This window comes from Romboutsia sp. 1001285H_161024_C4 (assembly GCF_015550185.1).
GTDB lineage: Bacteria > Bacillota > Clostridia > Peptostreptococcales > Peptostreptococcaceae > Romboutsia_C > Romboutsia_C hominis.
Genome location: NZ_JADNAJ010000001.1, coordinates 318,419 through 341,115, shown reverse-complemented (window position 1 = coordinate 341,115; position 22,697 = coordinate 318,419). Strand labels below are relative to the sequence as shown.

The 22,697-nt window shown below is 27.5% G+C and carries 19 protein-coding genes; 3 read left to right on the top strand and 16 right to left on the bottom strand.

The annotated features are described in order from the left end of the window. Positions 1–4: 4 nt before the first annotated feature. The 9 genes from I1959_RS01745 to I1959_RS01705 all read right to left on the bottom strand — a co-directional run bounded on the left by I1959_RS01745 (position 5) and on the right by I1959_RS01705 (position 12,049). Complete coding sequence (locus tag I1959_RS01745; RefSeq protein ID WP_195236922.1) at positions 5–2,155, bottom strand: YhgE/Pip domain-containing protein; 2,151 nt, start codon at positions 2,153–2,155, stop codon at positions 5–7. Between the two features lie 171 nt (positions 2,156–2,326). Continuing rightward, complete coding sequence (gene orr / locus I1959_RS01740; protein ID WP_195236921.1) at positions 2,327–3,421, bottom strand: ornithine racemase Orr; 1,095 nt, start codon at positions 3,419–3,421, stop codon at positions 2,327–2,329. Beyond that, entirely contained in the window at positions 3,406–4,797 is a 1,392-nt protein-coding gene (locus tag I1959_RS01735) for a GlmL-related ornithine degradation protein (protein WP_166505053.1), read from the bottom strand. Before I1959_RS01735 ends, orr begins: the two co-directional genes overlap by 16 nt. A gap of 2 nt (positions 4,798–4,799) precedes the next feature. After that, positions 4,800–7,016 (bottom strand): D-ornithine 4,5-aminomutase subunit OraE, encoded by a 2,217-nt coding sequence (oraE, locus tag I1959_RS01730; protein WP_166505052.1) that lies wholly within the window; start codon positions 7,014–7,016, stop codon positions 4,800–4,802. Then, a complete protein-coding gene (locus I1959_RS01725) occupies positions 7,010–7,384 on the bottom strand; it encodes an ornithine aminomutase subunit alpha (protein ID WP_166505051.1) in 375 nt (124 codons plus the stop codon). Before I1959_RS01725 ends, oraE begins: the two co-directional genes overlap by 7 nt. 127 nt (positions 7,385–7,511) lie before the next feature. Then, positions 7,512–8,930: a 2-amino-4-oxopentanoate thiolase subunit OrtB gene (gene ortB / locus I1959_RS01720; RefSeq protein ID WP_166505050.1), complete on the bottom strand. Its 1,419-nt coding sequence runs from the start codon at positions 8,928–8,930 to the stop codon at positions 7,512–7,514. Further along, on the bottom strand, positions 8,920–9,231 hold the full coding sequence (gene ortA / locus I1959_RS01715) for a 2-amino-4-oxopentanoate thiolase subunit OrtA (protein WP_092926749.1): 312 nt from the start codon (positions 9,229–9,231) through the stop codon (positions 8,920–8,922). Before ortA ends, ortB begins: the two co-directional genes overlap by 11 nt. 84 nt (positions 9,232–9,315) lie before the next feature. Next, a complete protein-coding gene (gene ord / locus I1959_RS01710) occupies positions 9,316–10,380 on the bottom strand; it encodes a 2,4-diaminopentanoate dehydrogenase (protein ID WP_092926751.1) in 1,065 nt (354 codons plus the stop codon). Positions 10,381–10,651: 271 nt separating this feature from the next. After that, positions 10,652–12,049, bottom strand: coding sequence for a sigma-54 interaction domain-containing protein (locus tag I1959_RS01705; RefSeq protein ID WP_166505049.1), 1,398 nt, complete (start codon positions 12,047–12,049; stop codon positions 10,652–10,654). A gap of 268 nt (positions 12,050–12,317) precedes the next feature. Here I1959_RS01705 and I1959_RS01700 point away from each other — a divergent pair, with 268 nt between their 5' ends. Beyond that, positions 12,318–14,264 carry a sensor histidine kinase gene (locus I1959_RS01700; protein WP_195236920.1) on the top strand — a complete coding sequence of 649 codons (1,947 nt, stop codon included), beginning with the start codon at positions 12,318–12,320 and terminating at the stop codon, positions 14,262–14,264. A 30-nt stretch (positions 14,265–14,294) separates the two neighbouring features. On the opposite strand, the gene I1959_RS01695 is transcribed toward I1959_RS01700, so the two are convergent. From I1959_RS01695 to I1959_RS01685, 3 genes are all read right to left on the bottom strand, one after another. Beyond that, positions 14,295–15,149: a RelA/SpoT domain-containing protein gene (locus tag I1959_RS01695; protein WP_207733503.1), complete on the bottom strand. Its 855-nt coding sequence runs from the start codon at positions 15,147–15,149 to the stop codon at positions 14,295–14,297. 70 nt (positions 15,150–15,219) lie between these two features. After that, entirely contained in the window at positions 15,220–15,852 is a 633-nt protein-coding gene (locus tag I1959_RS01690; RefSeq protein ID WP_092926759.1) for a hypothetical protein, read from the bottom strand. Between the two features lie 117 nt (positions 15,853–15,969). After that, positions 15,970–16,803, bottom strand: a complete 834-nt coding sequence (locus tag I1959_RS01685; protein WP_195236919.1) for a DegV family protein — start codon at positions 16,801–16,803, stop codon at positions 15,970–15,972. 239 nt (positions 16,804–17,042) lie between these two features. Here I1959_RS01685 and I1959_RS01680 point away from each other — a divergent pair, with 239 nt between their 5' ends. Then, a complete protein-coding gene (locus tag I1959_RS01680) occupies positions 17,043–17,576 on the top strand; it encodes a TetR/AcrR family transcriptional regulator (protein ID WP_243239964.1) in 534 nt (177 codons plus the stop codon). 91 nt (positions 17,577–17,667) lie between these two features. Here the strand turns inward: I1959_RS01680 and uvsE are convergent, their stop codons facing one another. Further along, complete coding sequence (uvsE, locus tag I1959_RS01675) at positions 17,668–18,627, bottom strand: UV DNA damage repair endonuclease UvsE (RefSeq protein ID WP_195236917.1); 960 nt, start codon at positions 18,625–18,627, stop codon at positions 17,668–17,670. A 165-nt stretch (positions 18,628–18,792) separates the two neighbouring features. Here uvsE and I1959_RS01670 point away from each other — a divergent pair, with 165 nt between their 5' ends. Further along, positions 18,793–20,382: an oligosaccharide flippase family protein gene (locus tag I1959_RS01670; RefSeq protein WP_195236916.1), complete on the top strand. Its 1,590-nt coding sequence runs from the start codon at positions 18,793–18,795 to the stop codon at positions 20,380–20,382. Between the two features lie 38 nt (positions 20,383–20,420). On the opposite strand, the gene I1959_RS01665 is transcribed toward I1959_RS01670, so the two are convergent. The 3 genes from I1959_RS01665 to I1959_RS01655 form a co-directional block, all read right to left on the bottom strand. Beyond that, on the bottom strand, positions 20,421–21,278 hold the full coding sequence (locus I1959_RS01665) for an alpha/beta hydrolase (RefSeq protein ID WP_166505040.1): 858 nt from the start codon (positions 21,276–21,278) through the stop codon (positions 20,421–20,423). An 87-nt stretch (positions 21,279–21,365) separates the two neighbouring features. Beyond that, positions 21,366–22,112, bottom strand: coding sequence for a nitroreductase family protein (locus tag I1959_RS01660; RefSeq protein WP_207733502.1), 747 nt, complete (start codon positions 22,110–22,112; stop codon positions 21,366–21,368). A gap of 90 nt (positions 22,113–22,202) precedes the next feature. Continuing rightward, positions 22,203–22,679: a zinc ribbon domain-containing protein gene (locus I1959_RS01655; protein WP_166505039.1), complete on the bottom strand. Its 477-nt coding sequence runs from the start codon at positions 22,677–22,679 to the stop codon at positions 22,203–22,205. Positions 22,680–22,697: the final 18 nt, after the last annotated feature.

The following is a 22,697-nucleotide window of genomic DNA, read 5'->3' as shown; positions in this document are numbered from 1 at the left end:
ATAATTATTCTGATAAACCAGATTCTTTAAATTCTTTCTCAAATTTTCTAACTGATTTATTAAGCTTTTCTTTAAGTAAATATCCTATGAGTATAGTTACTACTCCAAACACTATAAGTATAGACACATTAAACATAACTGTACTTAAAAGTGGACCTGCTATAGCTTCTCTTAAGTTGCTTAGTGTATATGTAAATGGGAAAAATGGTTGCATTATTCTAAATATTAAAGGGTCTACTTGTATAGGATAAGTTCCTCCAGATCCAGCAATTTGTATAACCATAAGCACTATACCTATTGCTTTTCCTATATTCCCAAATAGAGAAACCAATGTATATAAAATAATTGCAAATGCTGCTGATGAAAGTACTGTAGTAAATATAAATAGTCCTAGATTTTCAGTTTGAACGCCAAGTACAAATTTATCTCCAAGACCTACTATAAAACCTTGTATCATTGCTAAAAATACAAATGTAATCATTTTTCCAATGTATTTTTCTTTTATACTTAATTCTTTAAATTTATCCACTTCAGTTGTAAGAAGTGATGTAAGTACTAATCCTCCAACCCATAGTGAAAGTGTTGTATATATAGGTGCCATACCAGATCCATAATTTTCAATAGGATATATTGGTTCTGATTTTAAATTAAATGGATTAGATATATAATTTCCCATAAGTTGTGGCTTACTTTGAAGTATTGATATTATAGAATTTAAATCATTATCACTAACTTTTTTTAATTCTGTACTTAATATATGTATAGTATCTTTAAATTGATTTAATTTAGAGTCTAAATCCTTAGACATTTCTGCAGTTAAACTACTCCCTTTAGATACATACCCTAGCATATCATTTAAAGCTTGAACTAATCCCTTTGAGCTATCTACTAATGTAGCTGCATTTTTAGCTGCATTTACTAAACTATCCGCAGTATTGTTTAGTGCTGATCTAACCTTAGAATCATAGGAATTTATTGCATTATTTACATTACTTGATAAATTACTTGCAGTTGAATTTATAGAGTTTAATGTATCTTTCATAGATTCTATTGATCCATTTAGTTGATTTTTAAGATTCCCTATGTTTTCTTGCTGTTTACTTAATTCATCTTTTATTATATTTAATTCATTAATTAATTTATTTATATTTTTATTAGATTTAACTTCATTAAATTCTTCTAAATATTTAATAATTGAATCTATTTGGTTTTTAGTACTATTAATTTGATTATTTATCTGCGATATCGCTGATGCAACATCTGCTTTTGAAATATTACCAGAATTATGACTAATACTATTTACTATATCCTTTGTCTGATTATTTTCATTATTAATCTGGTTTAAAGTTGATTTAATACCATTAAATGAGCTATTTAAATTATCTTTTATGTTTTCTATATTTTTACTTGTATTCATATTATTATTAGATACTGCATCTAGCCCACCTGTAACTTGTGGTAGTGTACTTTGTATACTTTTTAAATATGTAGCTAAGTTCTCAGAATTATTATTGACACTATCAAGTATAAAATTAATAATATCCATGTGTTCATCTAAACCTATCACAGCTTTTTTTAATTCTAATATTTTATCTTTACTATCTTCAATATCTTTTCCATATGTATTTAATGAAGAGAATAAAGTTTTATTTACAGTGGCTATAAAATTTGAATTAATCTCATTTACAAGTGTTTCCTCAGCAACCTCTGTTATTTTACCTGCTACTGGATTTGATTTAGTGTTTACTTTATAAATAATGGTTGGCTTTATAGGTTTTCCACTTGTAACACTAGTTAAGTCCTTTGAAAAATCGCTAGGTATTTCTATCATTGCATAATAGCTTCCATCTAATACACCCATATTACCCTTTTTAGAGTCAACGAATTTCCATCCAATGTCCTTATTTTTCTTAAGTTCACTTATGACATCGTCTCCAACATTTAATTTTTTGCCATCTAGAGTCGTTCCCTTATCATTATTTACTATAGCAATTGGAACTGTACTAGTATTTTCATAAGGGTTCCAACAAGCTTTTATATTTACCCATGCATATAACGATGGTATGAAGCATAATCCTATCACTATTATTAGAGCTATAGGATTTTTAATTAGATTCTTCATATCTGTTTTAAAAATTTTAATGGAATTTTTCATATTTACCTCCATTTTAGTTTGATTCCTAAACATACTTCATGTAGTATTATATCACTTTTCACGTTATAATTAAATTTTTTTAAAATCATAAATATACTTATTCTATAAACTTAAAAGCCATTTTTATATAAAATATTATAAAAAAAGCTATCTTTAAAGATAGCTTTTTACCTATACAAGTTGTATTTGAGTACTTAAGTTATATACTACTTTTTTTTCTACATAATTACTTGTGCAAGCTGTTAATATTCCACCATAGCTAGTAACTACAAACCCTAGTATATCTCCTATATTATATATACTTTCACTATTTGTTATATCTAGTATCATATGGTCAGAACTTGCACCTATTATCTGTATATTTTCATCAGTTGGAAATATTGATTCAATATCTATATCTTGCTTTCCTATGCCAACTATTGCTCTTTTCATTATACCCTTATCCTCATAATGAGGCACTTTTCCAAAGGCATCTTTACCTATTTCTCCTATTGGCATTGACGGTTTATCTTTTATTTCTATAATTTCACAATATAATTTAAAACTATCATGATATGTTTCTTCTATGAAGTTTCCATATGCAGTTTCTTTTCCAAGAAGTATGGCTTCTCCTAGTCTTAGATTTGTTATACCTTTTGGCAGTTTTCCTTCTTGAAGTAAATATATAGAACTTGAATTTCCACCAGATATAAATTCTAATTTTATATTATGTTTATCTTCTATATTTTTAGCTATTTTTACTAACCCTCCTAAATTTTCCTGTGATGGAAGTATAGCTCCATAGCAAGTTAAATTAGTGCCTATCCCTATAAGTTTTATATTTTTTAGGTTTAATACGTTATCTACTACATTATATAGCTCTTCTTCATTAAAATATCCTTCTCTTAAATCCCCTAAATCGACCATTAAAACTATATTATGAACTTTATTAATGTTTTTAGCTTCTTCATTTAATCTATATATAGTTTCTATTTCAGAATTAAAACTTATATCTGAGTATTTAACAACTTCTTTTGATTCACTTATCATTGGTATTCTAAGTAATATTTTAGGAAGTTTTAGACTTTGAAGTTTCTTTAAATTTTTAATTCTTGAGTCAGCTATATAATCTACATATTCGTTACTTATTTCTTCTACGACTTCAGGAATTGCACAATATGCTTTTGTTACTATAGCCATTTTTAAGTTCTCTTCATTTAATATACTTTTAAGCCTACATACATTGTGTTTAAGTTTAGTTATATTTATTTCTAATCTTGGATACACAAAGTTTCCTCCTTAAAATTTAAACTCTTTAACATAAGCTTAAGAGCTGCATCTTCGTATTTTTTAGATAATACTCCAAGAGATGCCATTATATAGTCATTATCTACTAATACCTTTACAGTTTCTTTTGGAAACAATAAGTCCTTATTTTTGTTGTTTTTAGGTATTTCTTTCATTATTTCAACTCTGTTAGGAAGCCTAGTTAAAGCACCACCAGTTCCTACAATATATCTAACTTCTGTTAAGTCCTTACCTTCAGCTATCCTACTTTTACCACTAGTAGAATATATACTCCTTATAATTCCTGAATGTCTTTTAGTGGCACGAAGAGCTGCTTCTTTAGTAAGTCTTTCTACTAAAATTATTTGTTCTTTAGTTTTCGGTATTGGTAAATAATTTTCTATAACTTCATCTAAGTTTATATCACTTAATTCTTCCTGTAGATTTTCTTTTCCTATGGTATTTACTATATTTCTCATATTAACGTAAACTCCTAAGTCACCTTCAACACTTCTTTTAGCTATTGGTTCTGGATTTACAAGTATTCTACTTATTCCATCATTTCCTTCTGTTACAGAATGTATATCAGTAGTTGCCCCTCCTACATCTATAACCATCAAATCTCCTATATTTTTTCTAAGTAGCTTTGATGCCTCCATAACAGCCCCTGGTGTTGGTGTTATGTGAGAATTGACTAATTCTTTTATATGTTCCATACCCGGCGCATTAGTTATATGTTCTTCAAATACATTTTGTATGACGCATCTAGTTGGTTCTATATTTAGATAATCAATTTTAGGATATACGTTGTCAACTATATATAGCTTATAGTTTGTATCTTCAAATATTAATTTTATTTCTTCTATATTTTCAATATTTCCAGCATATATAACAGGTATTCCTAGATTAAGTCCTGCTATTAATTCTGCATTATAAATTGCAGTATCTCGCTCTCCATAGTCTACCCCACCAGCTATAAGTATTATATTAGGACTTATCTCTTTTATTTCTTTTAAATCTGTTCTTCTTAGTTTTCCCGCTGTTACTTTATGTATAACAGCTCCCGCTCCAAGTGCTGCTTCTTTAGCAGCTTTAGCCGTCATATCATATACAAGTCCATGAACAGTCATTTTAAGACCGCCTGCTGCACTAGATGTAGCAAAAAAGTCATTATATTCTATACTGTCTACTCCTAACTTCTTAGCTAAATCATCTATTGCTCCATTTAGTCCATTTCTTACATCTCCACCTTCAAATACAGTTGTTGGTGCTTGACCTTGACCAATAAATTTTGGACTGTCTGTATGTATGCCGAAAAAGGCATTTACAACAGTTGTTGTAGAGCCTATTTCAGCAACTAATACGTCTACTTTCATGTTTAATTATTTCCTTCTAGTGCTAATTTTTCTCTTCTTTTTTCAACTAAGAACGTAGCTACGTTAACCCCTCTATCACTTCTTCCAAATCCAGCATCCATTCCATTTTCAACTGCTATATCAGGCGTTACTTGAGTTCCTCCTGCTGCTACCATTACCTTATCTCTTATTCCCTTTTCTACACAATATTCATGTAATTTTTTCATATTTTTGTAGTGTATATCATCATGACTTATTATAGTTGATGCAAGTATAGCATCTGCATTTAACTCTATTGCTGCATTTACTAATTTTTCAACTGGCACTGATGTTCCTAAGTAGTGGCATTCTATACCATATTTTTCTATACCACCATGTTTTATGTCTATAACTTCTCTAAGTCCAACAGAGTGTTCATCTTCTCCTATTGTTGCACAAACGATTTTCATAGGCATTTTTTCTATATCTTCTCTTATTTCATCATCTGTCATTACCTTTTGCTCTTCTGGTATATCAAGTTTAGCTATATCTATGCTAAATGGAACTTTACCTTTCAACTCTATTCTAGTTCCTTCTGCACTATGCATAACTTCTCTGTGGATAACTTCTACTTCTTCTAGATTCATTTTCTTAGCAAATTCTATAGCTGCAAATTCAGCAGTTCTCTTATCTGTTGGTAGCATCATAGTAAGCATTACTGTACCATCTGCACACCATTCCATTTCTGGCTTTATATTAGTAGAATTTCTAAATTCTTCTACCTCTTTAAGTCTTACGTTTACATTATCCATATCATCTAGTTCATCTATATATATTATTTTATCTGGTTCTTCAAAAGTACATCCATCTATCAACTTAGAAGGATTATCTACTAAAGTTTCATCATATTGAGCTACATTATTGTATCCAAAGTGAGCTGTAACTGGAGCTAGATAATCTTCATCTCTTTCATATACACTTCCTGCTCCTACTCCTTCTCTTATCTTTCTACTTATTCCGTCTCCATTTCTTTCTGGGTAGTTACCAGAATCAACAAAGAATCCTTTTTCAACAGCTTCGAAATATCCACCTTCTTCTAATATTTCTTCCATATATAATACTGCTCTTTCTTTTAACTCTCTTGCTTTATCTCTAAGTGGACCTGTTTTTTTAAGTTCTATCATATCCATAAGTCCATCCATACCAACAAGTGCTTGTTTTGCAGTATCACAAGCTTCTATGTTGTACATATGCCAAGGAACGTTTCTTCCTTCGTCTGGAGTTATAGTAGATTGTATATCAGCTCTTGTTAAAACTGAAGTCAATAAGTTAAGTACATGAGTTACTGTTGCTTCTCTAGTTGATGAATCCATATATTTAGTATTCATTTGTGCTCTCATTTTATAGTCACTAAATAACTCTCTTAAAGCTACTGCATAAGGTAGGTCTAGTGTTAAACATGGTGCTGGAGGTGCTGTTGGTGGTACTGTTGATAGGCATATATTGTCTTTATTAATTCCTACTTTTTCTGAGAATACTGAGTTTAGTGCATGTTGAACCATAAGTTCAGGCATAACCTTCCAAGCTTCTCTAGCTGTTGCATTTGCATTGTGTGCTCCATCTATTTGAGCCATATTAGCAAAAGCCATTATATTTTTTGCTTCACAAGCATCAACAAATGATCTTATCATATTTATATTTCTATATAATACGTTGTATTGTGGGTCTTGATGAGCTCCGTTTATTCCTTCTTCTGCAAACATTACAGCAACCTCAGGTCCTGCAACTCCACTTACATAAGAATGATAGTTTATTGGTCTTCCAACTTCTTCTTCTATAAAATCAAGAGCTTTTCTTTGTGCTCTAACTTGCTTTCTTGTTATAGGAACTCCTCCTATTCCCTGTGGTGTTCCTTCTATTAATCCATCAAAGTGAGATTGACCAGCCGTTCTTATAACCATTAAATGGTCTGCTCCATGATGTGCTGCCATTCTCATTCTTCTTATATCATCTTCAAATCTTCCTGATGCTATTTCTGTTGTTATAACTGCATTAGGTTGAGGGTCTATATTATTAAAGTATTTAGCTGAAGGAAGTGCTACACTTTCTTTTAAAGGTGCTGAACAATCCTTATATTTAAAAGGTCCCATTTCTAAATCTTTTTCATTTTCTCTCCATGTCCAGCCTCTTCTTTTTGGTCTATAATTTTCTAGATCTTTTAATATATATTCTATATCTAATTTTTTATTTTCTTTTAACATTGTGCTCCCTCCTTCGCAAATAAACTAACTGCTTCATCCCAATACTTATTTTCTATAAGCATAAGACCAGCTTCGCGAACACTTATATTTTTTTCCTTGGAAAATTTATAAACAACATGCCCCGCACCTTTTCCTATAAGTCCATTTTCAAGTACACCATTTACTATTTCTTTAGCTTCTAAAGAAGAAAATCCCATTCTTAGTAGTACTGATCTTTCTATCGATGGTGTGGTATTTTTTCTTCCTAGTTCTATCATCGGTTCAACTATTTCACTTGCTAAGCTCCAAAATCTATTCTTTAATTCTTCATCACTTAAATTTGCTAGATGAGCTCTTCTTTCATTAAAATCATCATTTCTCTTTTTCATACGTCTCCCCCTATTCTCTATTACTTTCTATTTACGAATCTCTATATTATAATTTTAAACCCTAATTTTTAGTTTTTTATACTCTATACTAACTAATCATGATAAGTGAAATAATTAGTATGTAAGGCTATTTCCCTTTAACTAGTATTTCATTAGCAACATTTTTTACAAACTCTATATCGCACTTACAATCTTTAGCTAAAAATTCTATATCTTCATTATTTAACTTACTTACATTATTATTTTTTATTGCATTTTTTATATAAGATTTTTTTATCTTATTCATGTCTAAATCAACTGCTTTTATCATACTTGGATGTGATGGTAATATTAAATTTTCTCCACAAACTTCATCTTGTGGATTTCCGAACTTAATTTCTATCCCATTTTCACGCGCAAATGTAAGTTGTGGATTTATATGTTTTCCAGCTCCTGTATACTCTGTTTCTTGAACTACTATTATTTGGTCTTCATCTAGTTCTCTAGCTAAACTAAATGCTACTGCCAAAGATGTATTTCCAGCTGGACCTCTCTCTATACCTTCAAGTTGTGCTAGTAGTTCTGTCATATAAAATACTTCCCCTTGACTTACTGTTAAGTATCTATCCATATATCTTAGTGGTCTTGCAGCTGATCTTGGTACATCTGAACGGTCTGGCCAAGTACAAAATGGTATTCCAAACCCAGTGTGCCCTGTAGTAAATGATTTTTTATTAAATTGAGTATCACTAGCCATATGAAGTCCTTTTAGGTTGACGCTTGCACCTACTACTTTAACATCTGTAGCCCCAGCTTTTTTTAGTCCTCTAGCTGTTCCCGTTAAATTTCCTCCCCCTGCATTAGTGCATACTACTACATCTGGATCTTTTCCTAATTTTTCTCTACACTGCATAGCTATTTCATATCCTAATGTCTCAACACCAGCTATCCCAAATGGAGAATAAAGTGATGCATTAAAATATCCTGTTTCTTCTAATAATGTTAAAAATGTATAAAATAACTCAGGTCCTACAGTTAATTGAACAACTTCTGCACCATAGGCTTCACATTTTCTTGCTTTTTCTATTATTTCAGGCTGACCTATTCCATTACTGTCATAACACTCCTGAACTATTATACATTTAAGGCCTTGCATAGCTGCTTGAGATGCAACTGCTGCTCCATAATTTCCACTAGTTGCTGCAATTACTCCCTTATATCCCATCTTTTTAGCATGATATACTGCTGTTGCTGCACGTCTTGCTTTAAAACTTCCAGATGCATTACATGCTTCATCTTTTACAAATATCTTTGCACCTTTTCCCTTTGGCGATACTTTTCTAGCAAGTTTAGTTATATTTTTAAGCTCTATTAATGGAGTATTTCCTACTGCGAAATTTCCTTGGATTTTTTCTATTTCGCTTAAAGAATATCCTGTTTCTTTCATCATTTTTTCATAATCAAAGGATATTCCTTCGTTTTCAAACTTTGTATAGTCTATCCCTATTGCATTTTTCATTATTTCATTTTTTCTACTCATTACAGCACTATAACTATTATCTTTCATTTTCTTCACCTCCAAATAGTATATTTCTTGCCTGTAAACCTATTTGAAGTAATTCTGGTATACACTTTCCATAATCATGTTCATAATATGGTTCTACTTTTAGTAATTTTCCACTTACATTTCTTCCTGTTATAGTTTTTATATTGACTAGTTCCCCAATATTAGCATCTTCTTCTATAAATCCTTTAACCCACATTTCAAGAGGATGTAATTTTGTATCATCTGGAACTTGTGGCGCCCTTTGGCTAGATTCTAATACTATGTTGTGAATTATTACCCAATTTCCACGCTTAGCATCCATAAATCTACTCTCCTTTTTTTCCAATACTAGTAAAATTAATTTACTAGTATTGGTTTGTTATATTCTTTATTTATAAATTTATATTTAAGCCTTAACAGTTTCTTTTAAATTAACTAATTCTCTCATATCGCCCATTATTGCTCTTGGAACAGGTATATCAAGCATTGTTCTAAGTCCTGGTATTGCATTTATAACATGTGGTATAGAATTTACACACATTGCTATAGTACCTATCCCTCCTGGTATCTCTGGAGTTATTTGTAAATTTATATTTGGAGTACCTTTTATAGTTACATAATCTCCTGTTGATTGCCCTTCTAAGTGAGGTAATATTTGTTGTGGATGTTCCATTTCTATTTTAACTTTTCCATCAACATATCCATATCCACATTGTCTACAACCTGCAACATTTCCTGCTTCTACCTCAGCGTACTCGCTCTTTCTATATACACTACTCATTATTGGTTCTCTAGTTTCCTCTACTTTTTCTAAATTCCATCCTATACCATGTGTTATCATGTTTATAGATTCAGGAAAACCTACATGACCTGCTATTGATCCATCTTTAACTCCATTTTCAAATTCATCTTTTGTAACTCCAACCCCCTGTTCTATCATAACTGCTTTACCAAATGGAGATAAGTCATTTACTCTAGCAGCCTTTATATACTCTACTTCTTCGCAAGTTCCAGTTAAAGCAAGTATTAGTAAATCAAGTACAAATCCTGGGTTTATTCCTGTACCAAGTACACTTACTCCATTTTCTTTAGCTATCCTATTTAATTCTTCAGCTAATTCTGGTTCTTGTGCTTTTGGATAAGACATTTCTTCTGCTGTTGATATAACGTTTATTTTTCTTTCTAATATGTATTTTATCTTATCAAATGCTCCTTTAGTGAATGAGTCAGTTGCAAGTAACACAACATCTGCACATTCATCAGTGAAAGCTTCTTTATAATCAGGCTTTATTATAACTTCTGGCCTTTCTCCTCTTTCACACCCTAGTACATCATATACACTTTTATTTACTCTTTCTGGATGCATATCACAAACTGCAACTATATCTACTCCATTTTTTTTAAGTAACATTTTTGCCATTCCACTTCCCATTGCTCCAAATCCCCATATTCCAACTTTTATATTTCTCATATATACTTCCCCCTTATATTTATTTTTTATGCTTTATATATAAAGCAAGAGTAATGCCAATTTTTTAATTTTTCCTATTTTTTAAAAATTTATCTATTTTTCCCCTCGTAATTTTTTATACATAGGGTATCTTTCCTTTTTTACATGCAAGAATTTTATATTAATCATAAAACTGTTGATACCTTATACAAATGATATATATCAATAGGTTTGAAAATAAAAAAAAAGAGCATTAAATTTTGCATGTACTGCAAAATTTTTTGCTCTTATACTATCTATTAATTCTTATATTATATTTTTTCATTTTATACTGAAGGTTTTGCCTTGTTATTCCAAGTATAGCAGCTGCTTTTGTTACATTTTCTCCCGATTTTTCTAAAGCTTCATGTATATATCGTTCTTCTATATCTCCTATTATCCAATCTAAAGGCTTTGAGCCTATATCTATTATATATGTATTTTCTGATAAATTGGTTTTATATTCATTTATATTTATCATATCTTCATCTAAAACATCTTCATTTTCCATAAGGCTCATACTAGAGTATATAGTATTTTCTAATTCTCTTACATTTCCTTGCCAAAAGTGATTTTTAAGTACCTTAGCTCCCTTTTCAGATATACCAATTAAGTTTTTATTTAATTTATAATTATATTTTTTTATAAATTTATTTGCAAGCAATATAATGTCTTCACCTCTTTCTCTAAGAGGTGGTATTTCTATATAAATTACATTTAATCTGTAATATAAATCTTTCCTAAGTTTTCCTTCATTTAATATATCTACAGGATTTTCATTAGTTGTAGCTATTACCCTTACGTCAACTGGTATATCCTTTGTTCCTCCAACTCTTCTTACATATCCTTCTTGAAGCACCCTAAGTAGCTTTGCTTGAAGTTGAAGTGGCATAGAATTTATTTCATCTAAAAGTATTGTACCCTTATTAGCTTGTTCAAATAAACCTGGCCTATCTATTGCACCTGTGAATCCTCCTTTTACAGTTCCAAATAGTATTCCTTCTAATAAGCTTTCGGGAAGTGCCGCACAATTTTGTGCTATAAATGGTTTGTCTCTTCTTTTACTTTCATAGTGTATAGATTGACTTATAAGTTCTTTTCCTGTTCCTGTTTCCCCATATATAAATACTGTTGCATCACTTTTAGTTGCTTTTTTTGATATGTTAATTGCTTTTTTTATACATTCACTTTCACCTATTATATCGCTAAAATTATATCCTTCTTTTGTCTTATTTTTTCTATTATTTTCCTTAATATCATTTAATTTTATAATCTGTTCTGATAATGTTTGAATTTGAGTCATATCTTTTGAAACTTCTAATGCGCCAATTAGCTCCCCATTAATTTTAACTGGTATTGTCGTATTTATAGTAGTTATTTCTTTTCCATCTTTGTTTAAGTATTTTTGTACATTATCTTTTATCTCTTTTTTATTTCTAATAACCTTAAGTAGCGTACTATTTTTTATTTCCATATTTTTTAATACGTCTTTGAAAGATTTATTTAATACATCTTCTTTATTCATATGTTCTAATTTTGCCATAGCATTATTATATATTAATGTTTTTCCATTTTTATCTATAAAATGTATACCTTCATCTATGCTTTCTATTATTTTTTCTATAACTTCTTTATATATATTATTTTGCATAGCCCCTCCACCTAAATATCTATTTTATAATATAAAAATTTTTTGTATCAAACTTTTTCTTAAAATTACAACATACTTTTAAGAATTTAACTTTTGCACCCTATTTTCCTTTTTTATCAAATATATTTATTAGATATATAATTTTATATTATTTCAATTATTTATATATGTGTTATAAAATATCTTTCTATTTTTGATGTAGGTATTTATACTTTTTTCTGCTATAATTTCTATATAATTACAATTTTTTTCAAAAGGGTGTATAAAAATGTTGAATAAAGTTAAAAATAATTTTAGGTATTTAATATTACCTACATTAATAGTTTTATTTTGTCTAAATACCACAAATACAAATGCAATTTCAACAAAAAATGTATTATTCATCAGTTCATACTCTCCAAGTTTTATAACATTTGATGACCAATTAAATGGTATCTGTGATTCTATCGATAGTAACTACGAAGTTCAAATAGAATATATGGATATAAAAAAATTTAATGATGAAGAATTCAGAAAAAATTTCTATAATTTAATAAAATTTAAAACTAAAAATTATAGAAAATATGATGGCATTATTCTCGGGGACGATGCTGCTTTAGATTTTGCACTAAATAATTTAGAGTTATTTAAAAATACTGCTGTGGTATTTCTTGGTATTTCAGATGAAGATAATATAAAAAGGGCAATGGAGAGTAATATAAATGGGGGTGTTATAGAAAATCCATCTATATCAGAAAATTTAAATCTAATACATAATTTATTTAATGAAAATAAAAACTTAATCTTAATAAGTGGTGATGAAAGTAAGTATAAAAAAGAGATTGATGAATTTTATAGCTTTAAATCTAAATACAAAAATTTTAATTATAAAAATATTGTAATACCCGATAAAATTGATGAATCCTTTTTATCTAAGCTATCTAATATAGATAAAAATAAAGATGTTGTTTTGTATCTACATCCATATATAATTAACTCACCTAAAGACTTATATATATATGAATCAGTTGAAACAATCTCTAAGTATATAGATGCACCTATGTTTACAACCTTAAACTATAATCTTTATGATAATATGGTTGGTGGGAAAGTAGTAAGTCATTATGAACAATCTACTCTTGCAAGTAAATTACTTAAATCGATATTAGATGATAAAGTAAATACAAAACAACTTATAACCAGTGATGAGGCTAATGTATGGTGTTTTAATTATGATAATTTAGTTAAATATAATATACCAAAAAATAAGCTTCCAAAAAACTCAATAATAATAAATAAACCCATTCCATTTTTTGAAAAACATAAGGAACTTATTTTTCCTGTTACTTTGACTTTAATTGGACTAGTATGTATAATAATTGCTTTACTTATACATGCCCATAAAACTTCAAAACATAAAGAGGAATTAAATAAATCTAAAAAGATTGCTGAGGATGCTAATATTGCAAAAAGTAATTTTATAGCTAATATAAGTCATGAACTTAGGACACCAGTTACTGTTATTTCATCAGCTAATCAACTTTTAAGTATATTATTATCTAAAGAAACTTTACATAATGATGATAAAATACTTAGCAACTTAAATATTATTTCTCAAAATTCAAATAGACTCATTAGACTTATAAATAATGTTATCGACGTAGCTAAGTTTGACTGTGGGTTTTATAACTTAAAACTTAAAAATATCGATATAATATCATTTATAGAAAATACTGTTTTATCTGTAATTCCTTATGCTAAATCTAAGAAACTAAATATAATATTTGACACTAATGTAGAAGAACTTAACATGTGTGTTGATCCTGAAAAAATTGAAAGGATAGTACTAAACCTTCTTTCAAATGCTATCAAATTTTCAAGTGAAGGAGAAGATATATTTGCAACAATAATTTCAGATGAAAATAATTTTAATTTTATAGTTCAAGATAATGGTGTTGGTATAGATGAAGCTAACTTAAATAAAATATTTGAAAAGTTTACTCAAATAGATAGTGTATTTACCCGACAAAATGAAGGAAGTGGAATAGGACTTTCTATTGTTAAATCATTTGTAAAACTTCACCAAGGTACTATAAGTGTTAACTCAAAATTAGGTGAAGGATCCTCTTTTATAGTATCATTACCTATAAATTCTACATTAACTACTTGTGATGATTTAGAAATACCTTCTAACTTAGATGGTGCTAGCATTGAACTATCTGATATATTTAAATAAAAAGATACAAGTTAAAACTTGTATCTTTTATTATATTAAAATTTCATCTATATCTCTTATAAGCTCTAATTTCTTAGTGTCACTTATTTCTTTATTAACTTCTATTTTCTTTTTTAGTGCTAACAATTTCTCTTTTTTTATATCTAGTCTAGATTTTCTTATGTCCATTTCATCAAAACTTTTACTTAACATATTTATAAGAGACGCCATTTCATCAGAACTTCCTGCTATTCTATTTAATAACATTAAATTTTGTTCTAATAACTCTGGTATTTCGCTTAATGAATATCTAAGTTGATGATCTATTTCTCCATATCCTTCTTCAAATATAGTTCTAACTTGTATCTCAGATATAACTTTTTGCGTCGTAGGGTAAGATTCTATAAGATAATGTACTGACCTATACCCTGATATTCTTGAACACACTTCTATACCCAATTCTTCAAATTGCTTAGTATTATCCCCTTCTCTAACATTTGCTACTATTTCATTAACACGCCACATAAGGCTTATAAAATCATGTATTTCTTTCCAATCTTCCTTAAATATATGTATAACTCTTATTCCTAATAAATCTGTTATTTCTTGTTTATAGTTTGATACAGTAAAATTAAAATCTTCTCCATACTTTTTTCTTCTGTCTGGTGTTTTTCTTATTACTTTTTCTAATAAGTGCTCTTCATCTTTAACCCTAGTTTTAACTGAGTGTACTTTTTTATGTGCCCTTAATATATTTGCTATTAATTCAGCTTGCGTTTCATAACTTTTTCTATAATTTTTAAAATCCTCATATATATCTACTAGATCATTCCAATTTATATTATTTTCAATTAAAAAATCTTCACTTATATTGTAACTATTTAAAAAGTCTGTTTTATTAATCATTTCAGCCTCCACTTAAGTTCGTATAAATAATATTATAACCTATAAAAAACTTTATTTGTAAGCAATCTTTCTATAGGCTAATAGATATATTATTTTGATTGTCTATAATAAATCCATATTTTTTATATAAATTTCTTAAATCCTTTTCACTTATAATATTCTCATCTGCTACTAATAGACCTTCTATAATTTTTATTTCCTTTAGATTATTCTCTTTAAGTACCTTATTAATATCTCTAATTATATCTTTTAAATTAATAAGTATCTTTCTACCATATCCTTTTTTTGATTTAATAGCTCTAAAATTATTTATGTATAAACTAGATCTTTCTTTGTATTGATAGTATACACATTCCATATATGCCTTATTTTTACTGCCACTTAATGTTTGTATATTCACAGGTATACCTACAGATATAGTATTTATATCTATACTAATAATAATATACATTAGTCTATCTAAATTATCTTTATATTCTTTAATTATTATATTTTTTTTATCATTTGATTTTATATACCTTTTTAAATTTCTTAAAAATTTAACATAGTAATTATACTCATCAATATATTTAAAATCATCTTCATTTAAATTGTATTTATTATTATCTTTAATCACACTAAGTTTTAGTTTGTTTATAGCACTTATATCTTTAGTATTTATATATTGTTTCATTTTATTTATCTTAATATCTAAAGTTTCCATATGCTCCCCCCCTAAAAATAGTATTTTTACAATTTTATAGGAGTATAAAACAAAAAAGAACTTACTCATATGAGTAAGTCCTTTAATTTATTTAATACTATTTATATTTTTGAGCTACTATAATATGCTTATAAGTATTGCACCTTTTGAAGTATATGTTCCCATAACTGATCCAACTTCACTTATAGTTATATTTTTAAAATCATATTTATCTTTCATTATCTCTTTTATTTTTTCTGCTTTTTCTATACAATTTGAATGTGCTATTGCTAATGATTTTTTATCATCATTTATATATTTACTTACACTATCTATTACTTTTTTTATACAATTATTATCTCCTCTTGCTTTATCTACTGGTTTAACTACACCATCTATTACCTGTATTATCACCTTAAAATTAAGCACATTTATTATTTTTCCAGCTAAAGGATTTACTCTTCCTCCCTTTATAGCATTTTCTAGAGTATCTAGTGCTCCAAAAAATATAACTTCATTTTTTAATTTTTCAATTTCACTAACTATTTCCTCAAGAGATTTCCCTTCCTCTGCTAATTCACATGCTTTAACAACTAATAATCCTTGACCAATTGAGCCATTTAATGTATCTATTATTTCAATCTTTTTGTTATTTTCTTCTAAAAACATATTTTTAGCAAGCAATGCTGTTGAGTATGTAGCTGATAATTTAGATGTTAATGTAAGTACTAAAATTTCCTCTTCCTTGCAGTCATAATGCTTTACAAACTTTTCAGGAGATGGACAAGAAGTTTTTGGAAGTTCATTAGAATTGTCCATCCTTTTATAAAATTCACTTTTTTCTATATCTCCATCTTCATAAACATCTTCTCCAAAAGAAACATTAAGTTTTACTATGCCTATATCATATTTTTCTATTGTATCTTTATTTAAATCACATGAGCTATCTGTTATTATTTTTACCCTTTTCATAGATCTTTCCTCACTTTATTATTTTTAAATTCACCATAATATTAGAAATATAAATCAGTCGGTCGGTTGACTGATTTATATTTTCATTGTATATTTACTATATATAAAAGTCAATAGTTAAAATATATTATTGAGATCTTCTCAATTATATGATTTATTGACAATAAAATTTTATGATATTATAATTTACTTGTTATAATAGTAGTATTTGAAAGGGATATCACATGAAACCAAATAATATGAAAGAAAATATTTTGCTTACTGCAACAGATTTGATGATTAAAAATGGTATTAAAAATACAAGTCTAGCAGATATAGCAAAAGCTGTTGATATAAGTAAAGGAACTTTGTATTATCATTATTCTTCTAAAGATGATTTAATATCAGATATAGCCAACATGCATTTAATGGCTATTACAAATGCTGCTCTTGATTGCGTATGTAATATAGATTCTGATGCTTCTAACGAGCAAATGATAAATCTTATAATGGATAAAATATCAACTATTGAAGGAAGAGGCAGAATTCACATGTATATACTTTGTGAGGCTATAACTAGTAATGATAATTTAAGAGAAGAAATAAAACTTAAATATATTGAATGGAGAAATACTATTAAATCAGAACTTATAAAAACTAATAAAAAAGATGCAGAAGCCCTTTCTTTTTTACTAGTATCTATAATAGATGGTTTAGTTGTACAAGGTTTATTAAAAACTGAAAAAATACCATATGAATCTATAGCTAACTTTTTAGTTAGTCGTTTTATATAAAAGACATCTTAAATTTAAGATGTCTTTTTTATATAATAGTGATTTTCCTATATTTAAAATACTATTTTTATATTAAGAAAATAATCTTACATTATAGTATAATAGTACTCTCGTCTTCAAATACTATAAGCTTGTCTAGATTTTTTATATCACTCACTAATCTTTGTAGTGCTAAATCTTTTTTCTTAGCCTCTATCATTACATCTACATCCTTATTTACATTATCTTTTATTAAATATATAAACTTTAAGAATTCTTTAGCATCTATATAATCAGAATGTCTTCTATCATTTTCAAATTCTCTAGGCGTAGAAAAATGTATCTTAGGTTGCAATTTTTCATTTTTCCACGTATTAAATATATCATTTAACAATCTATCTATATTTTCGCCATTATTGTTACAATTATGATGATGTATGTCTAAAACCATAGGTAAATTCAGTATTTTACATATATACAAAACATCTTTTACAGTAAATATTTTATCGTCATTTTCTAAGATTAACTTATTTTTAACTATAACTGGAAGTTTATTAAAATTTTCTATAAATCTTTCTATAGCTTTTTCTTTTCCTCCCTTTGCTCCACCAATATGAATAACCATCTTAGCATCCTTACAATTTATATCTTCTAAAAAATTAGCTTGCATAGTTAAATTCTTAGATGTATTTAAAAATACACTTTCTCTATCAGTATTTATTACATTAAATTGGTCTGGATGAATATCAATTCTTAAGTTATTATCATTTATGATCTTACCTATATATTCAAAATCTTTTTTAAAATACTTTCTATAGTCCCACATAACTTCTGGATGAGTTGCTAATGGTATAAGATTTGAAGTTATTCTATAAAAGTGTATATTGTTTTTTATATTATATTTTAATATTTTCTCTAAATCAATTATATTTGAATATGTTACTTTTTTTAATTTGTTCAATCTTTCTTCATCACTATTCATACTAGAATATCTTTTAAATGTAAGAGTACTTGACGAAGTTACTTTTGGTAAATTAAGTGCTATAGCAACATATCCTAGCCTTATTCTCATATCTATTCTCCTTATCACCTTTTATATTTACTATTAATTTTTGCTTTTTTTTTAATTTTATTAATAGATAATATTTACTATTAATTTTTCATATATATATACATGTCTATATTAATATAATTATTTTTATAGACTATATATTAACTTAATGAGGAGATAAATTTTATGAACATAGTTAAAAGAAGAAAACTTTTAATAAATGCGTTTATTTTAACGTTTACCACCGTTACACTGGGGTTTATAAATACTGGATTTCGAGTGTATATTTCTAATGAAATTGGTGCTGAAGGTATGGGGTTATATCAACTTATAATGAGTATTCATATAATGACTTCTACTTTTGCCATATCTGGTATTAGAGTAACTACCACTAGGCTTATAGCTGAAGAACTTGGAAAAAATAACAGAGCTAATATAAAAAAAATTATGAATAGAGCCTTTGTATATAGTCTTTTCTTTAGTTCTTTAACTACATTTATAATTTACAATAGTTCAGAGTTTATAGCTATAAAATTTATCGGAGATGAAAGAACTATATTCCCTCTAAAAATATTAGCTTTAAGTTTACCTTTTATCGGTATTTGCTCTTGTCTTCATGGATATTTCTATGGAATGAGAAAAATTGTAAAAAGTATAACTTCAGATATTCTTGAAGTATCTTCATCAATGATAATAATAATAACTTTTTTAGGTTTATATTTGCCTAAAGGTCTTGATTATACTTGTATTTTAGTAGCTATAGCTATGACTGTGGCTAATATACTAGCAGCTGTTTATTCTTACATTCTATATTTATTTGAAAAAAAATCCGGATTTAGGCGCATTGATAGTACTAGTTCTAATTGTAGTTTATTGACTATTTCCAAAATAGCTTTTCCTATTGCTTGTAGCGCTTATATACAAACAGGCCTTAGGACTTTAGAAGATATTTTAATACCAAATGCTCTTAGACAATTTGGTTCTACTACTTCTGCTTCTTTATCTATATTTGGTATGATTAAGGGTATGGTACTTCCTATTCTCTGCTTTCCATCTATATTTTTAGCTTCATTTTCTACGCTAATAATACCTGAAATAGCCGAAGCTAAAGCACTTAATCAAACTAATCGAGTAAATAGTATAATATCTAGAGTTTTTAAATTTACACTTATGATAGCAGTGTTTGCATCAGGACTTTTTATTATATACTCTAAAGAAATGGGCATTACTATATATAATAGCGCTAAAGTTGGAGATATGATGAGAATTCTTGCTCCTTTGATACCTTTTATGTATCTAGATAGAGTTGTTGATGGTAGTTTAAATGCTCTTGACCAACAAGTTAGTACATTAAAATATAACCTTATAGATATGAGTGTTAGAATTGCATTAATATTTTTTGTAATCCCTAAAAAGGGTATTGAAGGTTTTATATTAGTATTATTTGTTGGTACTTTACTAAATGCAACTTTAAGTATAAATAAACTATTAAAAGTTACAAAACTTGATTTTCTTATAGGTGATTGGATTTTAAAACCAGCCATATCCGTTACTTTATCTGCTACTATAGTAAAATATATTTTTGATGTTACAAATATAAAGACTCTAATTATACCACAAGTATTGTTAGTTATTTTGTTTTATTTTATATTTTTAATATTGTTTAAATCTATAAGAAAAAATGATGTTATGTGGTTTATAAATGCTTTTAGAAAGGATATAAATCCTACTAAAATTAGTGACGTAGGTTTTTATAAATTTTACAATAATATGTAAAAATAAAAATACTATAGGATTCCTATAGTATTTTTTGTTTAATTTATCTCTTTTAAGAATTTAATTATACTCTTAGCAGTTTTGTTAATTTGCTCTTTTTCACTTATTAATGCTTCATTATCTCCATTTTGAAGTCCATAATCTCCAAAATAGGAATGATTAGCACCTTCTATTTCTACATAAGTAGTATTGTTAGGTAAATCTTTTTTAGAATCTATTAGTGATTCAAAGTTTACTACACCATCCTTACTTCCCCATATAGACACTACGTCTTTTGTCATATTTTTTAACTTATCAGTCATAGGATATGATGAAAGTAATACAACTCCATCTACTAAGTTGTTTTCAGCTGCAAAGCTTGAAGCAACCACTCCCCCTAAAGAATGTCCTCCTACTACCCAATGTGTTATATTTTTATATTCCTTCATTACTTTACTAGCTTCATTTTCTCCCAGAAAAGCTATATTAAGTGGCATTTTTAATATAACTACTTCATACCCAGCCTCTGCTATCTCTTTGCATATTGGTGCATAAGCTTCTGGATTTATTTTAGCTCCTGGATAAAATATAAACCCTTTAGTTACATCCTTATTTTTTGGAGTAAACACTATATTTTTATCTATTTTAACTTCTACATTCTTATCACTTATTAACGCTTCTTTTGCCAATGTTCCTGGTTCATATGTATTTCCTATCCATATAAAAAATCCTAAAAATGATATGCCTAATATTATAGCGATTGTTATAAGTATTTTTCTTTTGATATTTTTTCTTCTTAATTCTTTTTCCTTTTGTTCAGTATGCTTATTTATCTGATCTATTATTAGTGGTCTTTCTAATTCCATAGTTATGCTAAAAGTATCGTCTGATATTCTTTCTTTTCTGTCTTTTCCCATATGCTCCCTCCATAACTCAAAATACTATTATAGTTTATCATATATAAAGTATATTTTCATTAAATTAAGTAACTATTTTTTATTAAATTATCCAGTAAAATCTTTTATCCACTCTTTTATAGACCTATCCATTTCTATTGAAAATTCTGAACTAATTTTATTTTTGTATATTAATTCGCCAAAGTTTTTAGCATTTTTGGGGTTATTTTTTATCATTTTTTCTTCTTTATATTTATACATTTTATTTAAATCATCTTCATTTAATCTTTGGTATTTTTCTTCAAAAACAACATATTCTTTTTCAAATCTATCTCTATAAATCTTTTTAAAATTATCAGGATAATAGCCTAGTGTTATCATACAAGCTGGGAATGTATAGCTTGGTAAATCTAATATTTCTTTATGCTTTTCATAATTTTCCATAATATCTCCTATATAGCAACTTCCTATACCTAGGCTTTCAGCCGCTAAAACTGCATTTTGACATGCTATTATAGCATCATTTACTCCTAACATAAAATCATTTATTCCAGGTGATTTTATATCTTTAACATCACATATATTAAAATAGTCAAACCATTTTCTCATATCTGCTAAAAATAATAATATTACTTGTGCATTTTTTATAAATAGCTGATTATCACAAGTTTTACTTAATAATTCTTTAGTATTTTTATTTGTTATCTTTATAATAGAATACATCATCATATTTCCTGCTGTTGGCGCTTTTATTGCACTATTTATTATTAAATCTAAATGTTCTTTCTCTATCATTTTATCCTTGTATCTTCTTAATGACACTCTTTTATTTATAGTATTTATTACTTCATTCATAATATCCCCTCCCTATATAATTATATATCTATATGCAATTTATATTAATAAAAAATAAGCACCACGTAAAATTTACGTGATGCTTATTTTTTAATTTATTTTATTTCCACAACATGTACAATATATGGAATCTATATCTATATTCATATTACATATTTCACAAGTTATATATTCTTTTTCTTCTAGCTTAAGTTCTACTTTTTTGCCACATTCTGCACAGAATTTAGCACCTTTACTTATTGTGTTTCCACATTCACATATACTCTCTTCCATAGATTTATTTAAAGCTTCTATTATTTTCATATTTTCATATATTATTTTATCTATTTTTACTATCTCATTACTTATCTCATCAAAATCAGTATCTACGATTTCATTTTTTCTTATTTTATCATAAATTAATATCCCCATATCTAAAAATAGCCTTGATTTTAATTCTTGATTTTCATTTATAATCTTATTTATACTATTTTTTTCTTTTATTAAGTCTACTTTATTTTTACTCTTTTCTATTTTATCTTTAATCTTTGATACTTCACCTTCTATTTTCTCTTGTATATTTTCCATATTTATCCTCCAACTATA

Excerpts from the sequence above, each read along its gene's own strand:
- I1959_RS01745 (WP_195236922.1), bottom strand. The coding sequence starts at position 2,155 with ATGAAAAATTCCATTAAAATTTTTAAAACAGATATGAAGAATCTAATT.
- I1959_RS01735 (WP_166505053.1), bottom strand. The coding sequence starts at position 4,797 with ATGAAAGTAGACGTATTAGTTGCTGAAATAGGCTCTACAACAACTGTT.
- oraE (WP_166505052.1), bottom strand. The coding sequence starts at position 7,016 with ATGTTAAAAGAAAATAAAAAATTAGATATAGAATATATATTAAAAGAT.
- I1959_RS01725 (WP_166505051.1), bottom strand. The coding sequence starts at position 7,384 with ATGAAAAAGAGAAATGATGATTTTAATGAAAGAAGAGCTCATCTAGCA.
- ortB (WP_166505050.1), bottom strand. The coding sequence starts at position 8,930 with ATGAAAGATAATAGTTATAGTGCTGTAATGAGTAGAAAAAATGAAATA.
- ortA (WP_092926749.1), bottom strand. The coding sequence starts at position 9,231 with ATGGATGCTAAGCGTGGAAATTGGGTAATAATTCACAACATAGTATTA.
- ord (WP_092926751.1), bottom strand. The coding sequence starts at position 10,380 with ATGAGAAATATAAAAGTTGGAATATGGGGATTTGGAGCAATGGGAAGT.
- I1959_RS01705 (WP_166505049.1), bottom strand. The coding sequence starts at position 12,049 with ATGCAAAATAATATATATAAAGAAGTTATAGAAAAAATAATAGAAAGC.
- I1959_RS01700 (WP_195236920.1), top strand. The coding sequence starts at position 12,318 with ATGTTGAATAAAGTTAAAAATAATTTTAGGTATTTAATATTACCTACA.
- I1959_RS01695 (WP_207733503.1), bottom strand. The coding sequence starts at position 15,149 with ATGATTAATAAAACAGACTTTTTAAATAGTTACAATATAAGTGAAGAT.
- I1959_RS01690 (WP_092926759.1), bottom strand. The coding sequence starts at position 15,852 with ATGGAAACTTTAGATATTAAGATAAATAAAATGAAACAATATATAAAT.
- I1959_RS01685 (WP_195236919.1), bottom strand. The coding sequence starts at position 16,803 with ATGAAAAGGGTAAAAATAATAACAGATAGCTCATGTGATTTAAATAAA.
- I1959_RS01680 (WP_243239964.1), top strand. The coding sequence starts at position 17,043 with ATGAAAGAAAATATTTTGCTTACTGCAACAGATTTGATGATTAAAAAT.
- uvsE (WP_195236917.1), bottom strand. The coding sequence starts at position 18,627 with ATGAGAATAAGGCTAGGATATGTTGCTATAGCACTTAATTTACCAAAA.
- I1959_RS01670 (WP_195236916.1), top strand. The coding sequence starts at position 18,793 with ATGAACATAGTTAAAAGAAGAAAACTTTTAATAAATGCGTTTATTTTA.
- I1959_RS01665 (WP_166505040.1), bottom strand. The coding sequence starts at position 21,278 with ATGGGAAAAGACAGAAAAGAAAGAATATCAGACGATACTTTTAGCATA.
- I1959_RS01660 (WP_207733502.1), bottom strand. The coding sequence starts at position 22,112 with ATGAATGAAGTAATAAATACTATAAATAAAAGAGTGTCATTAAGAAGA.
- I1959_RS01655 (WP_166505039.1), bottom strand. The coding sequence starts at position 22,679 with ATGGAAAATATACAAGAGAAAATAGAAGGTGAAGTATCAAAGATTAAA.